We start from the raw sequence: 22,513 nt of genomic DNA, 5'->3' as shown, positions 1-22,513 counted from the left end.
GCGGGGTTCGCCGTGTCGACGGCGCTCGGCCTGCTGCTGGGCGTGATCGGGCCGTTCGGCAGCTATTCCAACGGTCCGCTTCCGGGGCGGGTGGCCTATTGGGTGCTCAGCCTGTGGGGCGGCTGGGCCGTCTTCGGTCTGACCGTGCCGTGGATCGCGGGCGTCGCCGCGCGACGGCGCATCTCCGCCTGGATCTGGGTCCCGCCGGTGATCGCGGTTCTGGCGCTGCCCGCCGCGATCCTCAGCCGCGTGCTGGCCGGCGCCATGTGGCCGGAGGTCGGACGGGTGCCGCGACTGGAGTGGTACGCCCAGTCCGTGGTGGTCAGCCTGATCGCCACGGCCGCGCTGCTGTGGTGGGTGAAGCGTCGTCCCGGGGGCGCCGAGGCGAACGCGGGATCGGCGGACCCGCGTGACCGCCTGCCGCCCGCGCTGGGGCGGGAGGTCCTGTGCCTGCAGATGGAGGACCACTACGTCCGGGTTCACACCCCGCGCGGCTCGACCCTGGTCCTGATGTCGCTGTCGCAGGCGATGGCCGGTTTGCAGGGCGTGGAGGGCGCGCGAACCCATCGCTCGTGGTGGGTCGCCCGTTCCGCCGTGGAGGGCGTGCTCGAGGACGGCCGGAACCTGCGGCTACGGCTGACGGGCGGGCTGGAGGCGCCGGTGTCGCGGGCGAGGGTGGGCGAACTGCGCGCCCAGGGCTGGCTCGACGACTGAGCGGTTCTTGAAGACGGACAAGAAAACGGCCGCTGGATCGCTCCAGCGGCCGTTGTCTTTTCAAGCTGTCGCCGAGGTCTATTCCGCCGCGACGGCTTCCGGCGCCGGGGTCGCGCCGCCGGCGAGGTTGCGCAGCACGTAGGGCATGACGCCGCCGGCCTTGAAGTAGTCCAGCTCGGTCTGGTTATCGATGCGGCAGCGGACCGGGAAGCGGGCCATCTTGCCGTCCGACGGACGGAACAGCTCGACCCACAGGTCCTGACGCGGACGCAGCTTGCCGATGTTGACGTCCGACAGGCCGCGGATCGTGACGATCTCCTCGCCGGTCAGGTTCAGCTTCTGCCAGCCGTCCTGCTTGAACTGCAGCGGCACGACGCCCATTCCGACCAGGTTCGAGCGGTGGATGCGCTCGTAGCTTTCGGCGATGACGGCGCGGACGCCCAGCAGGCGGGTGCCCTTGGCGGCCCAGTCACGCGATGAGCCGGTGCCGTATTCCTTGCCGGCGAAGACGACCAGCGGGCGGCCTTCCGACTGGTAGCGCATGGCCGCGTCATAGATGGACATCGTGTCCTGCGACGGGAAATGCTTGGTCACGCCGCCTTCGATATCCGGCGTGATCTTGTTGCGGATACGGATGTTGGCGAAGGTGCCGCGCATCATGACTTCGTGGTGGCCGCGGCGGGCGCCGTAGCTGTTGAAGTCCAGGGCGTCGACGCCGCGGCCGGTCAGATAGGCGCCGGCGGGCGAGGTCTTCTTGATCGAACCGGCCGGGCTGATGTGGTCGGTGGTGATCGAGTCGCCGAAGATGGCCAGCACACGGGCCTCGACGATGTCGGTGACCGGGGTCGGCTCCATCGACAGGCCTTCGAAATACGGCGGGTTGGCGACGTAGGTCGAGCTGTCGTCCCAGGCGTAGGTCTGGCCGCCGGTGACCTTGATGGCCTGCCAGTGCTTGTCGCCCTTGAACACGTCGGCGTAGCGCTTGGCGAACATGGCCGGGGTGACCGACTTCTTCTGGATCGCGGCGATCTCGGCGGTGGTCGGCCAGACGTCCTTCAGGAAGACGTCCTTGCCCTTCTTGTCCTGGCCGATCGGATCCTTGGTGATGTCGATGCGCATCGAGCCGGCCAGGGCGTAGGCGACGACCAGCGGCGGCGAGGCCAGGTAGTTGGCCTGGACGTCCGGGTTCACGCGGCCTTCGAAATTGCGGTTGCCCGAGAGCACCGACACGCCGACCAGGCCGTTGTCGTTGATCGCCTTGGAGACGGTCTCCGCCAGCGGACCCGAGTTGCCGATGCAGGTGGTGCAGCCGTAGCCGACCAGGTTGAAGCCCAGGGCGTCCAGCTCCTTCTGCAGGCCGGCGGCCGTCAGATAGTCGGTGACCACCTGCGATCCGGGGGCCAGCGAGGTCTTGACCCACGGCTTGACCTTCAGGCCCAGCTTGTTGGCCTTCTGGGCGACCAGGCCTGCGGCGATCAGGACCGACGGGTTGGAGGTGTTGGTGCAGCTGGTGATGGCGGCGATGACGACGTCGCCGTCGCCCAGGTCGAACTTCTCGCCCTCGACCTTGACGCGCGGGGCGTCGGCCGGGCGGCTGAAGACTTCACCCAGGGCGGTTTCGAACTGGGGCGCGGCGGTGGTCAGCTCGACCTTGTCCTGCGGACGCTTGGGGCCGGCCAGCGACGGCACGACCGTCGAGATGTCCAGTTCCAGCACATCGGTGAAGACCGGGTCTTCCGAGGTTTCGTCGATCCACAGGCCTTGAGCCTTGGCGTAGGCTTCGACCAGGGCGACGCGCGCCTTGTCGCGGCCCGTGGCGGTCAGATAGTCGATGGTCGCGCGCGACACCGGGAAGAAGCCGCAGGTGGCGCCGTATTCCGGGGCCATGTTGGCGATGGTGGCCTGGTCCTCGATGGTCATGCCGGCGATGGCGGGACCGAAGAACTCGACGAACTTGCCGACCACGCCCTTCTTGCGCAGCATCTGGGTGACGGTCAGCACCAGGTCGGTGGCCGTCGTGCCCTCGGTCATGGCGCCGGTCAGGCGGAAGCCGATGACTTCCGGGATCAGCATCGGGATCGGCTGGCCGAGCATGGCCGCCTCGGCCTCGATGCCGCCGACGCCCCAGCCCAGGACGGCCAGGCCGTTGATCATGGTGGTGTGGGAGTCAGTGCCCACGACGGTGTCGGGATAGGCGACGGTCTTCTTGCCCTCTTCCAGCGTCCAGACGGTCTGGGCCAGATTCTCGAGGTTCACCTGGTGGCAGATGCCGGTGCCGGGGGGCACGACGCGGAAATTGTTGAAGGCCGACGAGCCCCAGCGCAGGAAGTTGTAGCGCTCGATGTTGCGCTCATACTCGCGCTCGACGTTCTGGTTGAAGGCGCCGGCGGTGCCGAAATGGTCGACCATCACCGAGTGGTCGATGACCAGGTCGACGGGGTTCAGCGGGTTGATCTTGGTGGCGTCGGCGCCGAGGGCGCTCATGGCGTCGCGCATGGCGGCCAGGTCGACGACGGCCGGAACGCCGGTGAAGTCCTGCATCAGGACGCGGGCCGGGCGGAAGGCGATCTCGTGCTCGACCGAGCCCTTGTTTTCGATCCAGGCGGCGACGGCGCGCAGGTCGGCCTCGGTGACCGAGACGCCGTCCTCGTTGCGCAGCAGGTTCTCGAGAAGCACCTTCATCGAGCGCGGCAGGCGGGAAATCCCGGCCAGACCGGCTTCCTCGGCGGCGGGAAGGCTGTAATAGGCGTATTTCTTGCGCCCGACGGAAAGGTCCTGACGGGTCTTGAGGCTGTCGTTCGACGGCATGGAGAGGCTTCCTCTGGTCAACGCCGCCCGACAATCCGGTTGCACGCTCGCGCGGCTGACGGCGGGGCGCACAGGTCCCCGACGCGCGCGGCGAACGCCTGCTGCGGCGACCGCGCATATAGCGAGGGTTCCGTTGTCCGTCCATGAATCCATGTCGGCGACATGGGTATTGAGAGACGTTCGCAACTGGGGATGTGCCTGATGATCGCCGTCGACGGCCTGACCCTGTCCCGCGGCGAGCGCGTCCTGTTCCGCGATCTGTCGTTTTCAGCCGTGTCCGGAGAGGTCCTGGCCCTGACCGGCGCCAACGGCGCGGGCAAGACCAGCCTGCTGCGCGCCCTGGCCGGCTTCCTGCGCCCGGACGCCGGGACCGTCGCCTTCGCCGGCGTCGATCCGGTCGAGGCGCGGACGAAACACCTGCACTGGCTCGGCCATCTGGATGGGCTGAAGGGCGCGCGCCGGGCCCGACAGGAGCTGGCCTTTCAGGCGCAATGGCTGGGCGCCGGGGCCGACGGCGTCGCGGCCGCGGTCGACGTGCTGGCGCTGGAGCCCCTGCTGGACCTGGAGGTGCGCAAGCTGTCCGCCGGCCAGCGCCGCCGCCTGGCCTTCGCGCGGCTGATCGCCGTGCAGCGCCCGATCTGGCTGCTGGACGAACCGCTCAGCCCGCTGGACGCCCGCTGGCGCGCGGCGCTGGGTCTGCTGATGCAGGCCCATGTGGGGCGGGGCGGGACCATCATCGCCGCAGTCCACGACCCGCTGCCCGTCGCCCACCGCTCGCTCGATATCGGAGCGGGCCGGTGAGGGCGCTGATGATCCTGTGGCGGCGCGAGCTGTCGCTGGCCTGGGCGGGCGGGGGCGGACCCCTGCTGGCCTGCGGCTTCTTCCTGTGCCTGACCGTGCTGGTCCCGTTGGCGGCCGGAGGCGACCCGGCGGGGCTGAAGCCCGTGGCCGGCGGCGTCGCCTGGGTGGCGCTGGCGGTCTCGTCGATCCTGTCGCTGGAGCGGCTGTTCGAACGCGATTTCGAGGACGGGACGCTGGACCTGATCGCCCTCGGTCCCGTCCCTCTGGAACTGGCGGTCATCGCCAAGGCGAAGGCGCAATGGTTGGCGGTCGGCTGGCCCCTGGCGGTCACCGCGCCGGTGGCGGCCATCACCCTGGGCCTGCCGCCGTCGCTGGCGCCGCTGGCGGCGCTGGCGGCCCTGATCGGCGGCCTCGGCTTCGCTTTGACCGGGGCGCTGGGCGCGGCCCTGGCCCTGGGGTCCAGGCGCGGCGGCCTGCTGATCGCGGTGGTCGTCCTGCCCCTGTTCATCCCGCCGGTGGTGTTCGGCGCGGGCGCGCTGGAGCGGGCCGCCAACGGCCAGTCGCCCGCCCCGGCGCTGGCCTTCCTGGTCGCCTATGTCCTGTTCGCGGGGCTCATCACGCCCTTCGCGGGCGCGGCGGCGATCCGCAACGCCCAGGGCTAGTTTTGGACGGGGCTAGTTTCGGGCCGCCAGACCCGCGATCCAGGCCTGGACGGCGGCGTCGTCGCTGAGGTCGCCGGTATAGAGGTGGACCGGCCGCTGCGGTTCGTTGTTGCCCCGGGCCCGGCCGCGCCAGACCTTCATCGGAATGGCGACATCGGCCCGGTCGCTCGGCAGGGCGGCGGCGCGTACCTCCATGTAGACGGTGTCGGCCGAGGTCTCGGCGCCGACCTGGATCGCGCCCAGGGCCTTCCACAGGTCCACGGTGTCCAGACAGGCCGAGGCGCAAACCGGGTCGGTCAGCAGGAACACCGGGCCCCGGACCAACTGCTCGGCCGCGGGCCGGGCCGGTTGAGGACTGCCGACTTCGCGCCAGTAAACTTCACCCGCGGCGCGGGCGGCTCCGAGCGCGGTGGCGGTGGACTCGAAGTCGGCGATCGCATTGGCGTCCTGGCCGGCGGCCCGTGCTTCGTCGGCATAGGCCTGCATCCGGGCCTGGTTGGCCTCGGAGGCCCGCCAGTCGATCGCCTCGATCGGCGCCAGGTTGTGGGCGCGCGCCCAGTCGATACCCCACAGGGCCACGGCGAGCCGGCTTCCCCAACGGGACGAGCCGCCGCCGTTGCCGCGCAGATCCAGCACGACATAGGGGGCCTGACGCAGGTCGGCCTGTTTCGCCTGGGCTTCGGCGATGAGGGCCGTCAGGTTGCGGAAATCGTCGCTGTCCGGTCCGCCGCTGAAGCTGGGCGCGGACAGCCAGTAGCCGCCGTCCGCCAGCGTCTTCATTTCGATGGCGGTATGGGCGCGCTGCGACAGCCGGGCCCGGCGGGCGGGCAGGTCCACGCCGTCGGCGGACCGCCAGTTCAGGGCGTAGGCGCGCGTCTGGCCGTGGCTCTCGAAACGGCAGGTGCGCATCTCCGTGACCCACGGATTGGCGGCGCTCAGGAACTGCCAGTCGCCGAAGGTGACCCGTTGCGACTGCAGGAACCAGCGGCCGCGGAAGGCGCCGATGCGCTCTTCGGCCAGCCGTTCGGCGGACACGCCGTCGCAGTCGATCAGGCGGGCGCCGAGGGGCGGGGCCTCCGGATCGCTTTCGTCCCGGTCGGCCACGATCTGATCCGCGCCGCGATAGGTGGTCAGGAAGCCCGGCCAGCGCATGGGCAGGGAGCCGGCCTTCAGGCCGATCTGCACGTGGCCGTCATCGAAGCCGGCGACGTAGGACCGCATCGCCCACCACCATCCGCCCGGCGTGGTCGTGGTCCTGGCGCGTTCGAGCGCCAGCGCCAGGCCGGCGTCGACCCGGCCCCGGAACGCGGGGTTCAGGGGGTCGTGGACGCCCGGATGGCTGTCGATGACGATGTCGTGGAGCGCCGTCGCATCCTGGACCAGGGTGGCGGACCAGTCGCGGGGTTCCGCCATCCACGCCTGGGGGGCGGTCTCCTGGGCCAGGGCGGGGGCGGCGAGGACAGCCCAAAGGCCGGTGACGATGGCGGCCGTGGTCTTCATTGGATGTCCCTCTCTTCCTTGCGGAAGGCGCGCCGGAAATCCGGCGCCCGTGTTCTTTCCGAGTTCGGCGCGCGCCACAAGCGCGCCTAGCCGAGCGATCTGACCCAGGCGGCCAGGGCGACGTCGTCGCTCATGTCGCCGTCGTAGACGTGTGTCGGGCGCTGGGGTTCGTTGTTGCCGCGAGCCCGGCCGCGATAGACCTTCATCGGCACGCCGACGCCGGCTAGGCCGCTGGGCAGGTCGGCGTCGCGGACCTCCATGTAGACGGTGTCCGCCGAGGTCTCACGGCCGATCTGGACCGCGCCCGCCGCCTTCCAGATGTCGACCGCGTCCAGACAGGCCGAGCCGCAGCCGGAATCGGTCAGGACGAAGACGCGGCCGCGCATCGGATTGACCGGGGCCGGGCCTGCTGGAGCGGGCGTTTCGGAGGCGTCTTTCGACGCGTCGTCCGCTTCCCGCCAATAGACCTGTCCGGCGGCCTGGGCGGCGCGCATGCCCACGATCGCCCGATCCCCCCAGGCGATCACGTCAGCGTCGCCGCCGGCCGTCTTCAACTGATCCATGAAGGTGACGATCTCGGCGATGTTGCCGTCCGAAACCCGCCAGTCGACCGCGTCACTGGACGGCGGGCTATGGGTGCGCCGCCAGTCCTCCCCCCACATCAGCGTCGCCAGGTTGTCGCTCCAGTGCGAAGAGCCGCCGCCGTTGCCGCGCAGGTCCAGCACGACCCAGGGCGCCGTCCTGAGCGCCTCCTGCTTCGCCTGCGCCTCGGCCAGCAGGGCGGTCAGGGCGACATAGGCCGTGCTGCCCGGCGCGCTGTTGAACGAGGGCATGGACAGCCACAGGCCGCCGTCATCCATCGTCTTCAAACCGAACTCGGGGGAAAAGCGCTGGTTCAGCTGGTTGCGGCGCGCGGACAGGTCGGCGGCCTCGATCGCCCGCCAGTTCAGCGCATAGGACCGGGTCTGGCCGCCGCTTTCGAAGCGGCATTCGCGCATCTCGGTGATCCAGGGGTTGGAGGCGTTCAGGAACACCCAGTCGCCGAGCAGGGCGTGCTGGGACTGCAGGAACCAGCGGCCGCGGAAGCCGCCGACCCGCGTCTCGGCCAGGCGGTCTGCGCCCACGCCGTCGCAGTCGATCAGGCGCGCGTCCAGCGGCGGGGCGGCGGGGTCGTCCGCCAGACGATCCGCCACCACCTGGTTCGCGCCGCGATAGGCGGTCAGGAAGCCCGGCCAGCGGGCCGGAAAGCCATAGGAGCCGTCCTTCATGCCGATCTGCACATGGCCGTCGTCGAAGCTGGCCACATAGGCCCGCAACGCCCACCACCAGCCGCCGGCGTCGGTCGTCGTCCGCGCACGGCGCAAGGCCAGGGCCAGCCCCTCATCCACCTTGGCGCGGAAGCCCGGGTTGAGGGGATCGTGCATCCCGGGATGGCTGTCGGCGATGATGTCGTGCAGGGCCGTGGCGTCGTGCACCAAGGCGGCGGACCAGTCGCGGTCGGCGGTCATGGACGGTGCGGCCGCCGCTTCCTGAGCGTGGGCGGGCGCGACGGCGATCAGGCCCAGCGCCGCGGCGGTCAGCAGGGTTCGGGCGGTGGCGGTCATGAAGCATCCCCTCGGTTCGCTCCCAGGGGTAGCCATGCCGTCAGGGCGCCGCCACTTAAGCCTTCGTAAGGTTGCTCAGGCCTTTTTGACGAACTCGGTGCGCAGGACGAGGCCGCGCACCTTCTCGACATTGGCCTCGATCTCGTCGGTGTCGCCGGTCAGGCGGATGTTCTTGACCAGGGTTCCGCGCTTCAGCGTCACCCCGCCCGAACCCTTGACCTTGAGGTCCTTGATCAGGGTCACGCTGTCGCCGTCGGCGAGGATATTGCCGTTGGAATCCTTGGTCACGTCGTCGGTCATGATCGGTCCTCTTCTGAGCGCGACGCTCTAGCACACGGCTCCCGCAACGCCTCAAGTAGCGCGACGCGCGATAGGCGACTAAAGACCCCGATCATGTTCGGCCTCGCCAATCCCGACCGCTTCGCCCGCTTCACGCGCCCGCTCGTTCCGGTGCTGTGGGGCGCCGCCGTCGTGCTGCTGATTGTCGGGACATGGCTCGCCTTCACGGCCCCCGAGGACTACCAGCAGGGCGACACCGTCCGGATCATGTTCGTACACGTCCCCGCCGCTTCGGTCGGACTGATGATCTACGGCGCGCTGGGCGTCTCCAGCTTCTTCGCCCTGGTGTTCCGCCACCCGCTGGCCGACGCCGCGGCCCGCGCCGCCGCCCTGCCGGGAGCCGCCTATACGCTTCTGGCGCTGGTCACGGGCAGCCTGTGGGGCAAGCCGATGTGGGGCGCCTGGTGGGTCTGGGGCGATGCGCGGCTGATGAGCGAGCTGATCCTGCTGCTGTTCTACATCGGCTACATGGCGCTGCGGGCCTCGATCGACGACGAGGCGAAGGCGGCGCGCGCCGCCGCCGTGCTGGGCCTGGTCGGCCTGATCAACCTGCCGATCGTGAAATTCTCGGTCGACTGGTGGAACACCCTGCATCAGCCCGCCTCCCTGATCCGCTCCGACGGGCCGTCGCTGGCGGAGGGTATGCTGGCTCCGCTGCTGGTCATGATGGGGGCCTATCTGGTCTTCTTCCTCGCCGTCTGGATCACCGCCATCCGCACCGAGATCGTGCGCCGCCGGGTGCTGTCCATCCGCGCCCGCAAGGCTCTGGAGGCCTGATGATGCTCGACTTCGACATGGGCAAATACGCCGCCTACGTCTGGCCCGCCTGGGGGATCAGCGCCGTGGTTCTGGCCGCGCTCGCCGCTCGCGCCCTGCTGGCGGCCCGCCGCTGGTCGGCGCAGCTGAAGCGGCTGGAGAACGATCCGGACCGCCCTCAAGCCGCGCAAGGCGCGGTAGGGCAAGAAGGCCCTCAAGGAGCGCGACGCGCGTTAGGGCAAGAAGAATGAGCCGCTGGTTCGCCGTCGTTCCGCTGGTGGTGCTGGTCGCCCTGGCCGCCCTGTTCATCGGCTGGTCGCTGAAGCGCGATCCCTCGGTCAAGCCCGAGGCTCTGGTCGGCCAGCCTGTGCCCGAAACGGTCCTGCCCATGCTGACCGGGGCCCAGGCCGGACCCGGCCATGTGGATTTGAAGACCGCCGGCGTCGGCAAGCCGATGCTGATCAACGTCTTCGCCAGCTGGTGCACGCCCTGCCGCGCGGAGCACCCCAAGCTGATGGCTCTGCAGGCGCGCGGCGTCGCCGTCGTCGGGGTGGCGTGGAAGGATGATCCGGCCAAGACCCGCGCCTTCCTCGACGAACTGGGCAATCCCTATTCGATGGTCCTGATGGATCAGGACGGCCGGGCCGGGCTGGATCTGGGCATCACCGGCGCGCCCGAAACCTTCGCGGTCGACGCCATGGGCAATGTGGTGGCGAAATTCTCCGGACCGATGCTGGAGGACGCCGAGATCGAGCGTCTGGTCGCCGCCATCCAGGCCCCGCCGCGCCCCCTGCCGACCGCCACCCGCCGCTGAGGGGCCGCTAGAACCCTTGCGGGGCGGGCGTTAACCCATTTCCGACGGTTTTCATTAACCCTGTCGGCATGAGCGCGATTCGCCCGCCCGTTCCGTCGCCGTTGTTCCCGTCGCAGACGCCGCCGTCTCCGGTCCAGACCTCGCGGTCGGCCTTTTTCCACGCGGCCCTGTCGAACGCCTCGGCTCCCGCCGTCCAGGCCGCCGCGCCCGTCGCACCGGCCCCGGTGCGCGACACCCCGGTCCGCTCGGTCGCGGCCCGGCCCGCCGAAGGCGACGCCGCCCTGCGGTCGACCCGACCCGGCAGCCTGCTCGATATCCGGGTCTGAAGGCCGGTCGGCGGACGGATCTGACGCGCCCCTCACGCGAAAATGACCGCCACTGGCCGGTCCGGCGTGATTAAGGTGTCCGCATGCGTACTCGGGGGTGGACACTTCCTGTCGCGGTCGCCCTGACCGCGCTGCTTGCGGCGGCCTCTTCGGCCCAGCCGTCGGCGACGCGCGTGCGCCATCGCGCGACGCCGGTCGAGCCGGTCGTGGTCGAACTGTTCACCGCCCAGGGCTGCGCCGGCTGTCCCGAGGCCAACACCCATGTCGAGGCCGTGGCCGCCGAACCGGGCGTGATCGTCCTGACCTACGCCGTCGACTACTGGGACTATCTGGGCTGGGCCGACACCTTCGCCCGCCCCGAGTTCGCCCAGCGCCAGCGCGACTATCGCCACGCCCTGCGCCTGCGCAACGTCTCGACGCCGCAGGTGGTGATCGACGGCCGCCGTCAGGCCCCCGCCACCGCCGAGGCGCTGCAGGCCGCCATCGACGAGGAGGGGCTTCGCCGCACCTTCCCGCCCCAGATCGAGTTCCGCGAGACCGGGGACCGTGTCGGCGTCGGCTCGGGCCGTCCGCCGTCAGGTGGAGCCGAGGTGGTGGCCGTCTTCTACACGCCGGGTGCGCAGACGGTGGAGATCGCCTCGGGCGACAACCGCGGCCAGAAGGTCCGGCACGTGAACGTGGTCCGGTCCGTGCGGGTGCTGGGCCCCTGGGCCGGCCGCCCGGTCCTCTACGCCCTGCCGGACGCGCCGTCGGCGGACCAGGCCGTGGCCGTCCTGGTCCAGTCGCGCGCGGACCGACGCATCCTGAACGGGGCCGTTCTGGAGAGCCGCTGATCTTCGGCGCCGGTCCCGTCGTCAGCTTCAATCAGTACCCTGTTCTCTCGTACGCCCGCACAGTGCATGATCGGCCCCGAGACGTCGTTCCTGGCGATTGGGGCGACGGCATTGGGGGATCCGCGCATGGTCGGCATGAAGCCTGTCTTGAAGGGGCTGGCGGTCGCCGCCGTCCTGGCCGCGGCCGCGGGGGCGGCCGCGTTTTCGCCTGACCCCGAGTCCGCCGTTTCGCCCGAGGCCCGCGGGGTCGCCCAGGCCGTCACCGCCGCCGAACTGGCCGCCTGGGGCCGCGAACGCGGCGACGCCGGCGCCCTGATCATGGCCGCCCGGCTGCTGTCCGAGGTGCCCGTCCGTCAGGGCGAGGGGCCTGAGCCCATCCTGACCCCCGGCCGCCTGCTGGACGAGGCGGCGGCCCTGTCGGCGGGCAACCAGCCGATCATCGACGCCATCGACCGCCTGCGCGAGCCCATGACGCGCGGCGTCCGCTCCTCGCCCTTCGGCGCGGGGCCGGTGTTCACCGTCAAACAGCTGCAGGCCCGGGAAAGCTGGGGCTTCGAGGTCGACGCCCGCGCGGGCGAGGTGCTGCGGGTCGCCGCCATCGGCGACGGCGACACCGACATCGACCTGACCATCCGTGATCAGCGCGGAGCCACGGTCTGCCGCGACGGCTTCGGCGACCACTATCCGGTCTGCACCGTCTCCTCGCGCACCGGGGGCAAGATGCGCGTCGCCATCTCCAACCGGGGCGATGTCTGGACCAGCATCCAGGTGCTGAGCAACTGATGCGTTGGGCGGGGGTCCTGGCGGCGATCGGCCTGCTGCTCGCGGCGGGCGCGGCGCCGGCCGATCCGGACACGCCCGAGACCCTGCGCGCCGAGGCCTTCGAGGCCGCCCAGTGGGCCATCGCCTCGGACGCCGCCGACGCCCTGGCCCGCGTGTCCGCCCGCTTCGCCCAGGGCGACGACGCGCTGGGCCGGCTGGCCGAGGAGCGGGAGGACCTGATCGTCCGCCGCGACCGGCTGGAGCGCGAGCTGGAGCGCCATTACGCCTCCACCGACCCGGCCGACCTCGCGGTCCGCACCCGCACCCAGTCGGACTGGGAGGCGGCCACCGGCCGGCTGGGGGTCATCGACGCCGATATCGAGGCGCGCTTCCCCGCCTATTCCGAACTGACCAGTCCGCGCGCCCTGTCGATCGCCGAGACCCAGCAGCTGCTGCGCCCCGACGAGGGCCTGCTGCTGGTGCTGGCCAATCCGGAGGCGACCTATGTCTGGGCCGTGACCCGCGAGCGGGTGGCCTGGACCCGGTCCGAGACGCTGGACGAGGCCCGGCTCAAGGCGGCGGTCGACACGTTGCGCCTCTCGCTCAGCGCCACCGCCGCGCCGCGCGGCGACGACGTGGACCCGACCCTGTTCGCGGGCCGGCAGCCGGCGCCCTTCGACCGGTCCGAGAGCTATCGCCTCTATTCCGAGCTGATCCTGCCGGTGGAGGAGACCTTCAAGGACAAGACCACCCTGATCACCGTCACCACGGGCGTCCTGTCGACCCTGCCGCTGTCGGTGCTGACCACGGCGCCGCCCCGGGGCGAGGACGCCGATCTGGACGCGCTGGCGGCGACGCCCTGGCTGGCCGACCGCTACGCCCTGGCCAGCCTGCCGGCGGTGTCGAGCCTGCGGGCCCTGCGCTGCTATCTGGTCGCCGATCCGGCGGCGCGCAGCCCGGGTTGCCCGGCCATGCCGACCGCCGCCGCGCCGCGCCGGACGGCCTCGGCCACGCCCCTGCGGCTGGCCGCCTTCGGCGCGCCCTTGCTGACCGGCGCCCCCGTCGATCCGACGCGCGGCGCGCCCGCCGCCGATACGGTGATGGACGGCCGCCTGGCCGATGTGGCCCGGCTGAAGGCCCTGCCCTATCTGCGCGGCTCGCGGCTGGAGCTGGAGACGCTCAAGGCCCGCTATCCCGACTCCATCGTCCGCATCGGAGCGGAGGCGACCGAGCATGCGGTGCGGGCGGTCGATTTCGCCGCCCTGTCGCGGGCGCGTTTCGTGGTCTTTTCGACCCACGGCCTGATGGCGGGCTCCGCCGCCGCCGAGCCGGGGCTGGTCATGACCCCGCCGGACGAGGCGACCGAGGCCGACGACGGCTATCTGAGCGCCTCCGAGGCCGCCCAGCTGCGGTTGAACGCCGAGTTCGTGGTCCTGTCCGCCTGTAACACCGCCGCCTCCGACGGGCGGCCGGGCGGGGAGGGGCTGTCGGGCCTGGCGCGGGCCTTCTTCTACGCCGGGGCGCGGTCGGTGATGGTCTCGCACTGGGAGGTGTCGGACGCGGCGACCACCACCCTGATCACCGCCACCTTCGCCGATCTGGACAGCCATGCGGCGGGCGATCCCGGCGTCCGCGCCCGGGCCCTGCAGGCGGGCCAGCGCGCTGTCCGCGCCGAACGCCGCTGGTCGCATCCGGCCTATTGGGCGGCCTTCACCCTGGTGGGAGAGCCGGGCTAGGCCCCGGCTTTCCTGGCGTAGCTCCAGGCCGCTTCCGCGAGGAAGGGCACCTGGGCGGCCATGCTCTTCGCCTGCGGCGAGGCGGCGGTGCCGTCGCGGACCCGCCCGGCGATGCCCTGGCAGATGGCCGCCAGCCGGAACAGATTGTAGGCGAACAGCCAGTCGAGGTTCCGGGGCCGCTCGCCCCCCGTCTGCGCCGCATAGCGCTCGACCACCTCATCGACGGACGGAATGCCCAGCGCCTCCAGATCGGCGCCGGCCAGTCCGTTGCGCACCGACTGCGGAATGGCCCAGGCGATCAGCAGGTAGGAGAAGTCGGCCATTGGATCGCCCAGGGTCGACAGCTCCCAGTCGAGGACGGCGCGCACCTCCGCCCGGTCCGGAGCGAGGATCAGGTTGTCGAGACGGAAATCGCCATGGACGATCCGCGCCGGCCCTTCCGGCGGCAGGGTGGCGGGCAGGAAGTCGATCAGCCGGTCCATCGCCGGGATCGGATCGATCTCGGAGGCGCGGTACTGCTTGGTCCAGCGCCCGACCTGACGCTCGAAATAATTGCCCGGCTTGCCGTAGTCGCCCAGGCCGATGGCCACGGGGTCGAAGCGGTGCAGGGCGGCCAGGGCGTCGACCTGGGCGTCATAGATGGCGCGGCGCTCGGCGGCCTCCAGGCCCGGAAGCTTGAGGTCCCACAGGACCCGGCCCTCGACCTTGTCCATGACGTAGAACATCGAGCCGATGACGGCGTCGTCGGTGCACAGGGCCCAGGGTCGCGCGACCGGATAGCCCTGGGCGTGCAGGCCCGAGATGACGGTGAACTCGCGGTCCACGGCGTGGGCGCTGGGCAGAAGCGTGCCCGGCGGCTTGCGGCGCAGGACGTAGGTCCGGCCCGGCGTGGACAGCTCATAGGTCGGGTTCGACTGGCCGCCGTTGAACTGGCGCACCGTCAGCGGGCCGGCGTAGCCCTCGACATGGGCCGTCAGCCAAGCAGCCAGCGCGGCCTCGTCCAGGGCGGATCGGGCGTCCACCTCACGGGTGCCGGAGAAGGTCGACTGGGGATCGGTCTGGGTGTCGGTCATTGCGCGGCGATGATGGCGGCCTTGACGGCGCCGCGCCAGCCTTTCAGCAGCCGCCCGCGCTCATCGGCGGCCATGCGGGGACGCCAGACAGCCGGAGCCTCGGCGGGCGCTGCGTCAAGCGTGTCGATCAGCCCACACCCCAGCGCCGCCAGCTTGGCCGCGCCCAGGGCCGTCATCTCCTGGAAGGCGGGTCTCTCCACCGTGACATCGCAGATGTCGGCCACGAACTGCATGGCGAAGGCGTTGGCGGTGACCCCGCCGTCGACCTTCAGCACCGACAGCTTCGGGGCCCCGTCCTTCTCCAGCGCCTCCAGCAGGTCGTGGGTCTGGTAGGCCAGCGATTCCAGCGCGGCCCGGACCATGTGGGCGGGGCCGCTGTCGCGGGTCAGGCCGACGATGGTTCCGCGCGCCTCGGGCTCCCACCACGGCGCGCCCAGACCGGTGAAGCCGGGAACCAGATAGACGCCGCCGTTGTCCTTCAGCCCCTGGGCCATGGCCTCGGACTGGCGCGATTCCGAAATCACCTTCAGCCCGTCGCGCAGCCACTGGATCGCCGATCCGGCCGAGAAGATGGAGCCCTCCAGCGCATAGGCCGCCACGCCCTGCGCCTCATAGCCCAGGGTCCCCAGCAGTCGGCTGGTCGAGGTCATGGGCGCCGCGCCGACGTTGGCCACCAGGAAAGCCCCGGTGCCGTAGGTGATCTTGGCGTCCCCAGCCTTCAGCGCGCTATGTCCCACAAGCGCGGCCTGCTGATCGCCCGCCGCGCCGTGGATCGGCAGGGGCGCGCCCAGCAGGGACGGCTCGGAGTCGCCCAGGTGATCGGCGCAGCCGCGAATCTCGGGCAGGGCCGCCATCGGCACATTGAACAGTTCGGCCAGCTCGGGCCGCCAGGCCCGCGTGCGCAGGTCCATCAGCGAGGTGCGGCTGGCGTTGGTGGCGTCGGTGACGTGGCTGGCTCCGTTCGTCAGCTTCCAGATCAGCCAGGTCTCGATCGTGCCCAGCCTGACCTCGCCCGCCTCGGCCCGCGCCCGCGCGCCCGGGACGGCGTCCAGCAGCCAGGCGAATTTCGAAGCGGAGAAATAAGGGTCGAGGATCAGGCCGGTGGCCGCCTGCACCCCGGGTTCATGACCCGCGGCCGCCAGTTCGCCGGTCGCCGCCGCCGTGCGCCGGTCCTGCCAGACGATGGCCCGGTGCAGGGGCTCCCCGGTGGCCGCGTCCCAGAGCACCGAGGTCTCGCGCTGGTTGGTGATGCCGATGGCGGCGAACCGCCCGACGCCGCCCGCCTTGCGCACCACCTCGCGGCAGGTCTGCAGGGTCGCGGCCCAGATCTCGGCGGCGTCATGCTCGACCCAGCCCGGACGGGGGAAATGCTGCTCCAGCTCGATCTGGCTGACCGCCACGGGCCTGAGGCCGCCGACATGTTTGTCGCCTACCGCGCCTTGCGCTGCTTGAGGCGAGGCGCGCTCGAAAGCGATGGCCCGGGTGGAGGTCGTGCCCTGGTCGATGGCGAGGATGAGGCTCTTCATGCGTGATTAGTGGCGAGTGGCGAGTGGCGAGGCAAGGACGAGCCCTGCTCATGATCAGCGGACGACTGGGACCTCCGGTCCGCCGCTTCGCTCGCCACTCGTCACTCGTCACCAAGCTGCGCTAAACCCCAGCCATGACCCACACCGCGTCCTTCGAAGGCGTCCGCGACGCCGCCCGCCAGATCCTCGGCCACGCCGTCCGCACCCCGCTGATCGAAAGCCCCGCCCTGAACGAACGGCTGGGCGGCCGGGTGCTGATGAAGGCCGAGAACCTGCAGCAGGCGGGGGCCTTCAAATTCCGCGGCGCCTGGAACCGCATCAGCCGCCTGACGCCGGACGAGCTGAAGCGCGGCGTCGTCGCCTATTCGTCGGGCAACCACGCCCAGGCCGTGGCCTGCGCGGCGAAGATGATGGGGACCTCGGCCATCATCGTCATGCCGGCCGACAGTCCCAAGGTGAAGGTGGCGGGCGTCATCGGCTTCGGCGGCGAAGTTCGCCTCTACGACCGCTACACCGAGAGCCGGGAGGACATCGGCGAGGAGATCGCCCGGACGCGCGGCAGCGTTCTGGTCCGTCCCTTCGACGACCCCTTCGTGATCGAGGGCCAGGGTACGGTCGGCCTGGAGATCGTCGAGCAGGCGGAAGGCCTCGGCGCAACGATCGACCAGCTGTTGTGCGGCGCCTCGGGCGGCGGGCTGATCGCCGGCGTCAACCTGTCGATGGCGGCCCTGCTGCCGCAGGTTCCGGTGATCGGGATCGAACCGCGCGACTACAACGACACCCAGCTGTCGATGGCGGCGGGCGAGCGCCTGACCCATGCTCCGGCCAAGGGCACGATCTGCGACGCCCTGATGACCGATCGGCCGGGCGAGCTGACCTTCCCGATCAACCGCCGGCTGGCCCGCGTCGAGACCGTGTCCGACGCCGAGGTGGCCGAGGCCGTGCGCTACGCCTTCCACGCCCTGAAACTGGTGGTGGAGCCGGGCGGCGCGGTGTCCCTGGCCGCCCTGCTGGCCGGAAAGGCCGAGGCGAAGGACCGGACGACCGCCGTCGTTCTGTCCGGCGGCAACGTCGATCCGACCCTGTTCGCGGAGATCATCGAGGGCCGCTTCAAAGGCCAATAAGGGGGTTTCGAGAGAAGACGGACGCCGGTAGCGTGGCCGGAAAACCGGAGGATCGCATGCCCAAGCCGTCAGAACTGCAGTCGCTCATCGGGACCGAGGTCGGGCTGTCCCGCTGGTTCCTGGTCGATCAGGCGAAAATCGACGCCTTCGCGGACACCACCGAGGACTGGCAGTTCATCCATGTGAACCCGGAGCTGGCGAAACAGACGCCCTTCGGCGGCACGATCGCCCACGGTTTCCTGACCCTGAGCCTCGCCTCGGCCATGTCCTATGACTGCGTCAAGCCGCTGGACGGGGTGGCCATGGGCGTCAACTACGGCTTCGACAAGCTGCGCTTCCTGGCTCCCGTGCCCGCCGGTTCGAAGATCCGCGGCCGGTTCAAGCTGTTGTCCGCCGAGGACAAGGGCGGCGGCCGGTGGCTGATCAAGCATGAGCTGACCGTCGAGATCGAAGGGAGCGAGAAGCCCGCCCTGATCGCTGAATGGTTGAGCATGCAGATGCTTGCAGGTTGAGTGTAGTGGACGCCGCCGCCTTGCTCGGTCGATAACAGCGATTCGAGACCTACCTACGGGACTTCGCCCTTGCACCACGATCACGGCGCCGTCTTCCTGCTTCTGTCCTATGCGGTCGCGGTTCTGGCGGCCTGGACGGCGCTCGACCTGTTCCAGCGCATCCGGGGGCGTGAAGGCCGGGACCAGACGCCGTGGCTGGCCACCGCCGCCGTCGCCATGGGCGGCGGCATATGGGCCATGCATTTCATCGCGATGCTGGGGTTCGATCCGGGCGCCCCGGTCCGGTACGATCCCGGCCTGACGGTCCTGTCCTTCCTGCTGGCCGTGGCGGGCACGGCGGCGGCCTTCTTCGCGGCCTCGCAGGACCGGCTGGGCGCCGGCCGCATTCCAGTCGCCGGCGCGGTCATGGGCGGCGCCATCGCCCTGATGCACTACGTCGGCATGGCGGCGATGCGGACCACCGCGACGGTCGGCTGGCGCATCGAGCTGGTCATCATTTCCATCGTCATCGCCATCGGCGCCTCGATGGCCGCCCTGTGGGCCAGCCGGCGCGAGACCTCGGTGGGCTGGCGCGCGGCGGCGGCGGCCATCCTTGGCGTGGCCGTGGTCGGCATGCACTACACGGGCATGGCCGCGCTTCATCTCCAGCCGGTGAGCGGCGGCCTCGACCATGACGGGGCGCCGCCGCTGGCCATCGCGGTCAGCGTCGCGGCGGTCACGGCGGTGATCCTGTTCATCGGCCTGGCCGCCTCCATGGCCGATGAGCGCGCCCGGCTGCTGTCCGTGCTGGCGGCGGCGGGGGTGGGCTATTGGGAGGTCAATCCCTGGGACCGGACCTTCGCCCTGTCGCCCCGGGCGCGGGAACTGGTCGGGCTCGGCGCGGACCAGGCGACCGGCGACGTGGGCCAGCCGGTCTGGCTGGACGCGGAGCAGCTTCCCGCCCGCAACCTGGCGCTGGAGGCCGCACTGGCGGGCGAGGCGGACTATGACGTGGAATATCCGATCGCCGGCAGCGGACGCTGGGTCCACTCGAGGGGCAGCCTGATCCGCTCCCGTTCGGGACGGGCGCTGAAGCTGGCCGGAGTGGTCAACGACAGCACCGACCGCCGCCGCGCCTTCGAGGCGCTGGAGACCAGCGAGCGCCGCCAGAAACTGCTGATCAACGAGCTGAACCACCGGGTGAAGAACACCCTGGCCACCATCCAGGCGATCGCGGCTCTGACCGCGCGCCGGGCGACCTCGGTGGCGGAGTTCTCCGCCCTGTTCGAGGCGCGGCTGATGGCGCTGTCCGAGACGCACAACCTGCTGACCGCGACGGGGTGGGAGCAGACGACGCTACAGGACCTGCTGGCCAAGGAGCTGCGGCCCTATTCGGCGGAACAGTTCCGGCTGCAGGGGCCCGTGGTGCTGTTCGAGCCGCCGCAGGCGCTGGCCATGGGCATGGTGATCCACGAACTGGTCACCAACGCCACCAAGCACGGGGCGCTGAGCGTCGCCGGCGGCTGCGTGACGGTGTCCTGGACCGCGCCGGACGAGGCCGGGATCGTGGTTCTGGACTGGACCGAAGTAGATGGGCCCCGGATCGCCGCCTCGCCGGAGCGGGTCGGCTTCGGCTCGCGCCTGATCGCCACCAGCCTGAAGGGCGATCTGAGCGGCTCGGCCGAGCTGGACTATGCGGCGAGCGGTCTGACGGCCCGCCTGACCTTCCGCCCGGCTCCCGGACGGCGCGACCTCCTGCTTCGGGAGTCCGCGCCGCTGGAGGCCTGAGCGGTCAGCCCTCGCCGAGGCAGCGCAGGGCGACTTCCAGATTGCGCAGGCCGTCCTCGCCGGTGACCGCGGGCGTCTCGCCGGTGCGGATGGCGTGGGCGAAGGCTTCCAGCTCCTTCTTCAGCGGCTCGTTCGGCCAGCTCATGACGCCGCGCGTCGAATAGCTGCCGTCCGGCTGCTGGCCGAAATACTCGGTCACCTGGCGCGTCATCAGGTCGGCGACGACGAATTTGGTCTTGGTCGCCACCTGCAGGGTGCGGGTCTTGTAGGGCGTGACCCAGTTGGTGGTGATGTGGGCGATGACCCCGTTCTCCAGCCGGAACTGCAGCAGGGCGGTGTCTTCACGCTCGGCGCGGGTGCGGGCCAGCTGCGGCTGGACCTCGACGATCTCGGAGTCCGTCAGGTGGCGGATGATGTCGATGTCGTGCACCGCCAGGTCGATGACCACGCCGACCTCGCCCATGCGCGGCGGGAACGGGCCGACGCGGGTGATCTGGATGGAAATGACGTCCTCGTCGGCGATGGCGCGCTTGACCGCGTCGACCGCCGGATTGAAGCGCTCGACCTGGCCGACCATCAGCACCCGGCTGTTGGCCTTGGCGGCGTCAATCATGCGCTGGGCGTCGGCGACCGTGGCGGCGATGGGCTTTTCGACCAGCACATGGACGCCCTTCTCCAGCAGGGCGACCGAAAGGTCCGCATGGTGCCGGTTGGGCGTGGCGACCACGGCGGCGTCCAGACCGGCGGCGACGAAATCGTCGGCCGAGGTGAAGGCCCTGGCGTCATACAGGCCCGCGACGCCCGAGGCGGTGGCTTCATCCGGGTCGAACACCGCCGTCAGGTTGAAGTCGCGGATGTCCGACAGCACGCGGGCGTGGTTGCGCCCCATGACGCCGACGCCGGCGACGCCGGCCTTGAGCGGAGTGGTCTGAACGGTCATCCGCTTATCCCTTGAAGCCGGCTACGGCGGCGATGATGCGATCCTGCGTCGCCTCGTCGAGGTCGGCGTGCATCGGCAGGCTTATGACGCGGTCCTTCAGGCGTTCGGTCACCGGCAGGCCCTGCGGCCCACGCGGGTACATGTCATAGGCGGGCTGCAGGTGCAGCGGGATCGGATAGTAGACCGCCGTCGGCACGCCCTGTTCCTTCAGGTGGGCGGCCAAGGCGTCGCGGTCGTCATGCTCGATCGTGTACTGGGCCCAGTTGGAGATGTTTCCGGCGGGCACGTCCGGCACGGCGGCGACGTGGGCGCGCAGGCCTTCGTTGTAGCGGGCGGCGATGCGGTTGCGCCATTCGATCTCTTCGCCGAACACCTTCAGCTTCTCGATCAGGACGGCGGCCTGGATGGTGTCCAGACGGCTGTTCAGGCCGATGCGCATGTTCAGGTATTTCGGATCGTGCTCGAAGGTGCGGTCCTTCAGGTCGATGGCCACGGCCTTGCCGTGCACGCGGATCGAATCGATCAGCTGGGCCAACTCGTCGTCATTGGTCAGCACCGCCCCGCCGTCGCCGTAGCAGCCCAGCGGCTTGGCCGGGAAGAAGCTGGTGGTGGTGATGTCGGCCCACTTCAGCGGATGCTCGCCAGAGAGAGTGCAGCCGAAGCCCTGGGCCGAGTCGCAGATCAGCTTCAGGCCGTGCTTGTCGCAGATGGCCTTGATGGCCGGATAGTCGGCGGGCTGGCCGAACAGGTCGACGGCGATGACCACGCGCGGGGTCAGCCGGCCTTCCTTGAGCGTCGCCTCGATGGCCGCCTCGAGGTGGCCGGGATCCATGTTGTAGGTCGTCGCGTCCACGTCGATGAAGACCGGCTCGGCGTCGAACCACGGCACGATCTCGGCGGTGGCGGCGAAGGTGAACGACGGCACGAAGACCGCATCGCCCCGCCCGATCCCCCAGGCCATCAGCGGCAGGGCCAGGGCGTCGGTGCCGTTGGCGCAGCCCAGCGCATGCTTCGCCTGACCGAAGGCAGCCAGGTCGGCCTCGAACTGGCGCACCTGCGGACCCATGACCCAGGCGCCGCCGACGACGGCCTCCTGGACGGCGGCCTCGATCTTTCCGGCCAGGCGCAGGCGCTGGGCCTGGAGGTCGATGAAGGGGATGGTCATGCGGGAATTCTCCGGTCGCGGACGCGCGGGCGGGGCGGCGCGGATTCAACGCGCCGTTCAGGGTGGGCGCTCCCTAACAAATCTGACGAGTTTGCGCCAAACGGCATGGAGTCACTTCGGGTGAGGGATTGCAACGGACCGCGCGGGCGCCTATCCCCGTCGCCATGTCGACCGGCCATCCTGCTGTGTTTCTCGACCGCGACGGCGTGCTGATCGAGGACACAGGCTACCCCCATCTCGAATCCCAGCTGCGCATCATGCCCGGCGCGGCCGAAGCGGTGCGGCGGCTCAATCGCCTGGGCTATCTCTGCGTCATCGTGACCAACCAGTCGGGCGTGGCGCGGGGCCTGTTCACCGAACAGCAGATGCACGCCTTCAACGACCTGATCGTGCGGCGGCTGGCGCTGGGCGGCGGCCGCATCGGCGCGGTCTACGCCTGCCCCTATCATTCCGAGGGCCGGGTCGAGGCCTACATCCACCCGGACCATCCGGACCGGAAGCCCAATCCGGGGATGATCCTGCGCGCCATCGCCGAGCATCACATCGATCCCGCGCGCAGCTTCATGATCGGCGACCAGCCGACCGACATGGAAGCGGCCAGGCGCGCCGGCATCCCCGGCTTCCGCTTCGAGGGCGGCAATCTGGATGACTTCGTGCGCGAGCTTCTGGGCCACTGACGCGCTGGTGACGGGATCGTCAAGGTTCGACCGGTGGGATTTCGCGCGGCGATGAAATACGATCAGGCCTCTAC

At 70.5% G+C, this 22,513-nt stretch carries 22 protein-coding genes; 14 read left to right on the top strand and 8 right to left on the bottom strand.

Annotation, left to right across the window (positions count from 1 at the left end):
- Nucleotides 1-12: 12 nt before the first annotated feature.
- A complete protein-coding gene (locus AC3WRV_RS01465) occupies nt 13-714 on the top strand; it encodes a LytTR family DNA-binding domain-containing protein (protein WP_492311886.1) in 702 nt (233 codons plus the stop codon).
- A 78-nt stretch (nt 715-792) separates the two neighbouring features.
- Here the strand turns inward: AC3WRV_RS01465 and acnA are convergent, their stop codons facing one another.
- Nucleotides 793-3,522, bottom strand: coding sequence for an aconitate hydratase AcnA (acnA, locus tag AC3WRV_RS01460; RefSeq protein WP_492311885.1), 2,730 nt, complete (start codon nt 3,520-3,522; stop codon nt 793-795).
- Between the two features lie 192 nt (nt 3,523-3,714).
- Here acnA and ccmA point away from each other — a divergent pair, with 192 nt between their 5' ends.
- On the top strand, nt 3,715-4,323 hold the full coding sequence (gene ccmA, locus AC3WRV_RS01455; RefSeq protein WP_492312708.1) for a heme ABC exporter ATP-binding protein CcmA: 609 nt from the start codon (nt 3,715-3,717) through the stop codon (nt 4,321-4,323).
- Between the two features lie 8 nt (nt 4,324-4,331).
- The gene (gene ccmB, locus AC3WRV_RS01450; protein ID WP_492311884.1) at nt 4,332-4,985 is read left to right on the top strand and encodes a heme exporter protein CcmB; all 654 of its coding nucleotides are present in this window, start codon (nt 4,332-4,334) and stop codon (nt 4,983-4,985) included.
- A gap of 12 nt (nt 4,986-4,997) precedes the next feature.
- Here the strand turns inward: ccmB and AC3WRV_RS01445 are convergent, their stop codons facing one another.
- The 3 genes from AC3WRV_RS01445 to AC3WRV_RS01435 all read right to left on the bottom strand — a co-directional run bounded on the left by AC3WRV_RS01445 (nt 4,998) and on the right by AC3WRV_RS01435 (nt 8,389).
- A complete protein-coding gene (locus AC3WRV_RS01445) occupies nt 4,998-6,485 on the bottom strand; it encodes a S41 family peptidase (protein WP_492311883.1) in 1,488 nt (495 codons plus the stop codon).
- 86 nt (nt 6,486-6,571) lie between these two features.
- Nucleotides 6,572-8,089 carry a S41 family peptidase gene (locus AC3WRV_RS01440; protein ID WP_492311882.1) on the bottom strand — a complete coding sequence of 506 codons (1,518 nt, stop codon included), beginning with the start codon at nt 8,087-8,089 and terminating at the stop codon, nt 6,572-6,574.
- Between the two features lie 75 nt (nt 8,090-8,164).
- Nucleotides 8,165-8,389 carry an alkylphosphonate utilization protein gene (locus AC3WRV_RS01435; RefSeq protein WP_055754537.1) on the bottom strand — a complete coding sequence of 75 codons (225 nt, stop codon included), beginning with the start codon at nt 8,387-8,389 and terminating at the stop codon, nt 8,165-8,167.
- A gap of 93 nt (nt 8,390-8,482) precedes the next feature.
- Between AC3WRV_RS01435 and ccmC the strand changes: the two genes are divergently transcribed.
- The 7 genes from ccmC (at nt 8,483) to AC3WRV_RS01400 (ending at nt 13,655) form a co-directional block, all read left to right on the top strand.
- Nucleotides 8,483-9,205 (top strand): heme ABC transporter permease CcmC, encoded by a 723-nt coding sequence (ccmC, locus tag AC3WRV_RS01430; protein ID WP_492311881.1) that lies wholly within the window; start codon nt 8,483-8,485, stop codon nt 9,203-9,205.
- Nucleotides 9,205-9,435 carry a heme exporter protein CcmD gene (gene ccmD / locus AC3WRV_RS01425; protein WP_492311880.1) on the top strand — a complete coding sequence of 77 codons (231 nt, stop codon included), beginning with the start codon at nt 9,205-9,207 and terminating at the stop codon, nt 9,433-9,435. The genes ccmC and ccmD overlap by 1 nt, the downstream gene beginning before the upstream one ends.
- Nucleotides 9,432-9,998 carry a DsbE family thiol:disulfide interchange protein gene (locus AC3WRV_RS01420; protein ID WP_291839991.1) on the top strand — a complete coding sequence of 189 codons (567 nt, stop codon included), beginning with the start codon at nt 9,432-9,434 and terminating at the stop codon, nt 9,996-9,998. The genes ccmD and AC3WRV_RS01420 overlap by 4 nt, the downstream gene beginning before the upstream one ends.
- Nucleotides 9,999-10,066: 68 nt before the next feature.
- A complete protein-coding gene (locus AC3WRV_RS01415) occupies nt 10,067-10,324 on the top strand; it encodes a hypothetical protein (RefSeq protein WP_291839988.1) in 258 nt (85 codons plus the stop codon).
- Nucleotides 10,325-10,497: 173 nt separating this feature from the next.
- Entirely contained in the window at nt 10,498-11,157 is a 660-nt protein-coding gene (locus AC3WRV_RS01410; protein WP_291839985.1) for a DUF1223 domain-containing protein, read from the top strand.
- A 135-nt stretch (nt 11,158-11,292) separates the two neighbouring features.
- Nucleotides 11,293-11,940, top strand: coding sequence for a hypothetical protein (locus tag AC3WRV_RS01405; protein WP_291839982.1), 648 nt, complete (start codon nt 11,293-11,295; stop codon nt 11,938-11,940).
- Entirely contained in the window at nt 11,940-13,655 is a 1,716-nt protein-coding gene (locus tag AC3WRV_RS01400) for a CHAT domain-containing protein (RefSeq protein WP_492311879.1), read from the top strand. The genes AC3WRV_RS01405 and AC3WRV_RS01400 overlap by 1 nt, the downstream gene beginning before the upstream one ends.
- On the opposite strand, the gene AC3WRV_RS01395 is transcribed toward AC3WRV_RS01400, so the two are convergent.
- Both AC3WRV_RS01395 and glpK read right to left on the bottom strand, forming a co-directional pair.
- Nucleotides 13,652-14,728, bottom strand: a complete 1,077-nt coding sequence (locus tag AC3WRV_RS01395) for a phosphotransferase family protein (RefSeq protein WP_492311878.1) — start codon at nt 14,726-14,728, stop codon at nt 13,652-13,654. The two genes, AC3WRV_RS01400 and AC3WRV_RS01395, sit on opposite strands and share 4 nt — an antisense overlap.
- A complete protein-coding gene (gene glpK / locus AC3WRV_RS01390) occupies nt 14,725-16,254 on the bottom strand; it encodes a glycerol kinase GlpK (RefSeq protein ID WP_492311877.1) in 1,530 nt (509 codons plus the stop codon). The genes AC3WRV_RS01395 and glpK overlap by 4 nt, the downstream gene beginning before the upstream one ends.
- A 134-nt stretch (nt 16,255-16,388) precedes the next feature.
- On the opposite strand from glpK, the gene AC3WRV_RS01385 reads away from it, so the two are divergent.
- The 3 genes from AC3WRV_RS01385 (at nt 16,389) to AC3WRV_RS01375 (ending at nt 19,657) form a co-directional block, all read left to right on the top strand.
- Nucleotides 16,389-17,378 (top strand): threonine ammonia-lyase, encoded by a 990-nt coding sequence (locus tag AC3WRV_RS01385; RefSeq protein WP_492311876.1) that lies wholly within the window; start codon nt 16,389-16,391, stop codon nt 17,376-17,378.
- A gap of 56 nt (nt 17,379-17,434) precedes the next feature.
- Entirely contained in the window at nt 17,435-17,890 is a 456-nt protein-coding gene (locus AC3WRV_RS01380) for a MaoC family dehydratase (RefSeq protein ID WP_291834656.1), read from the top strand.
- 69 nt (nt 17,891-17,959) lie between these two features.
- Nucleotides 17,960-19,657 (top strand): MHYT domain-containing protein, encoded by a 1,698-nt coding sequence (locus AC3WRV_RS01375; protein WP_492311875.1) that lies wholly within the window; start codon nt 17,960-17,962, stop codon nt 19,655-19,657.
- 4 nt (nt 19,658-19,661) lie between these two features.
- Here AC3WRV_RS01375 and AC3WRV_RS01370 read toward each other — a convergent pair whose 3' ends face one another.
- Together AC3WRV_RS01370 and AC3WRV_RS01365 are read right to left on the bottom strand one after the other, a co-directional pair.
- Nucleotides 19,662-20,597, bottom strand: coding sequence for a Gfo/Idh/MocA family protein (locus AC3WRV_RS01370; protein ID WP_291834662.1), 936 nt, complete (start codon nt 20,595-20,597; stop codon nt 19,662-19,664).
- A 4-nt stretch (nt 20,598-20,601) separates the two neighbouring features.
- On the bottom strand, nt 20,602-21,762 hold the full coding sequence (locus tag AC3WRV_RS01365) for a DegT/DnrJ/EryC1/StrS family aminotransferase (protein ID WP_291834666.1): 1,161 nt from the start codon (nt 21,760-21,762) through the stop codon (nt 20,602-20,604).
- A 164-nt stretch (nt 21,763-21,926) separates the two neighbouring features.
- Between AC3WRV_RS01365 and AC3WRV_RS01360 the strand changes: the two genes are divergently transcribed.
- Complete coding sequence (locus AC3WRV_RS01360; RefSeq protein WP_291834668.1) at nt 21,927-22,439, top strand: D-glycero-alpha-D-manno-heptose-1,7-bisphosphate 7-phosphatase; 513 nt, start codon at nt 21,927-21,929, stop codon at nt 22,437-22,439.
- Nucleotides 22,440-22,513 lie beyond the last annotated feature (74 nt).

It is taken from the genome of Brevundimonas sp. EU05-FHT14B11 (assembly GCF_058790835.1).
This window is presented reverse-complemented; position numbering and strand designations above follow the sequence as displayed.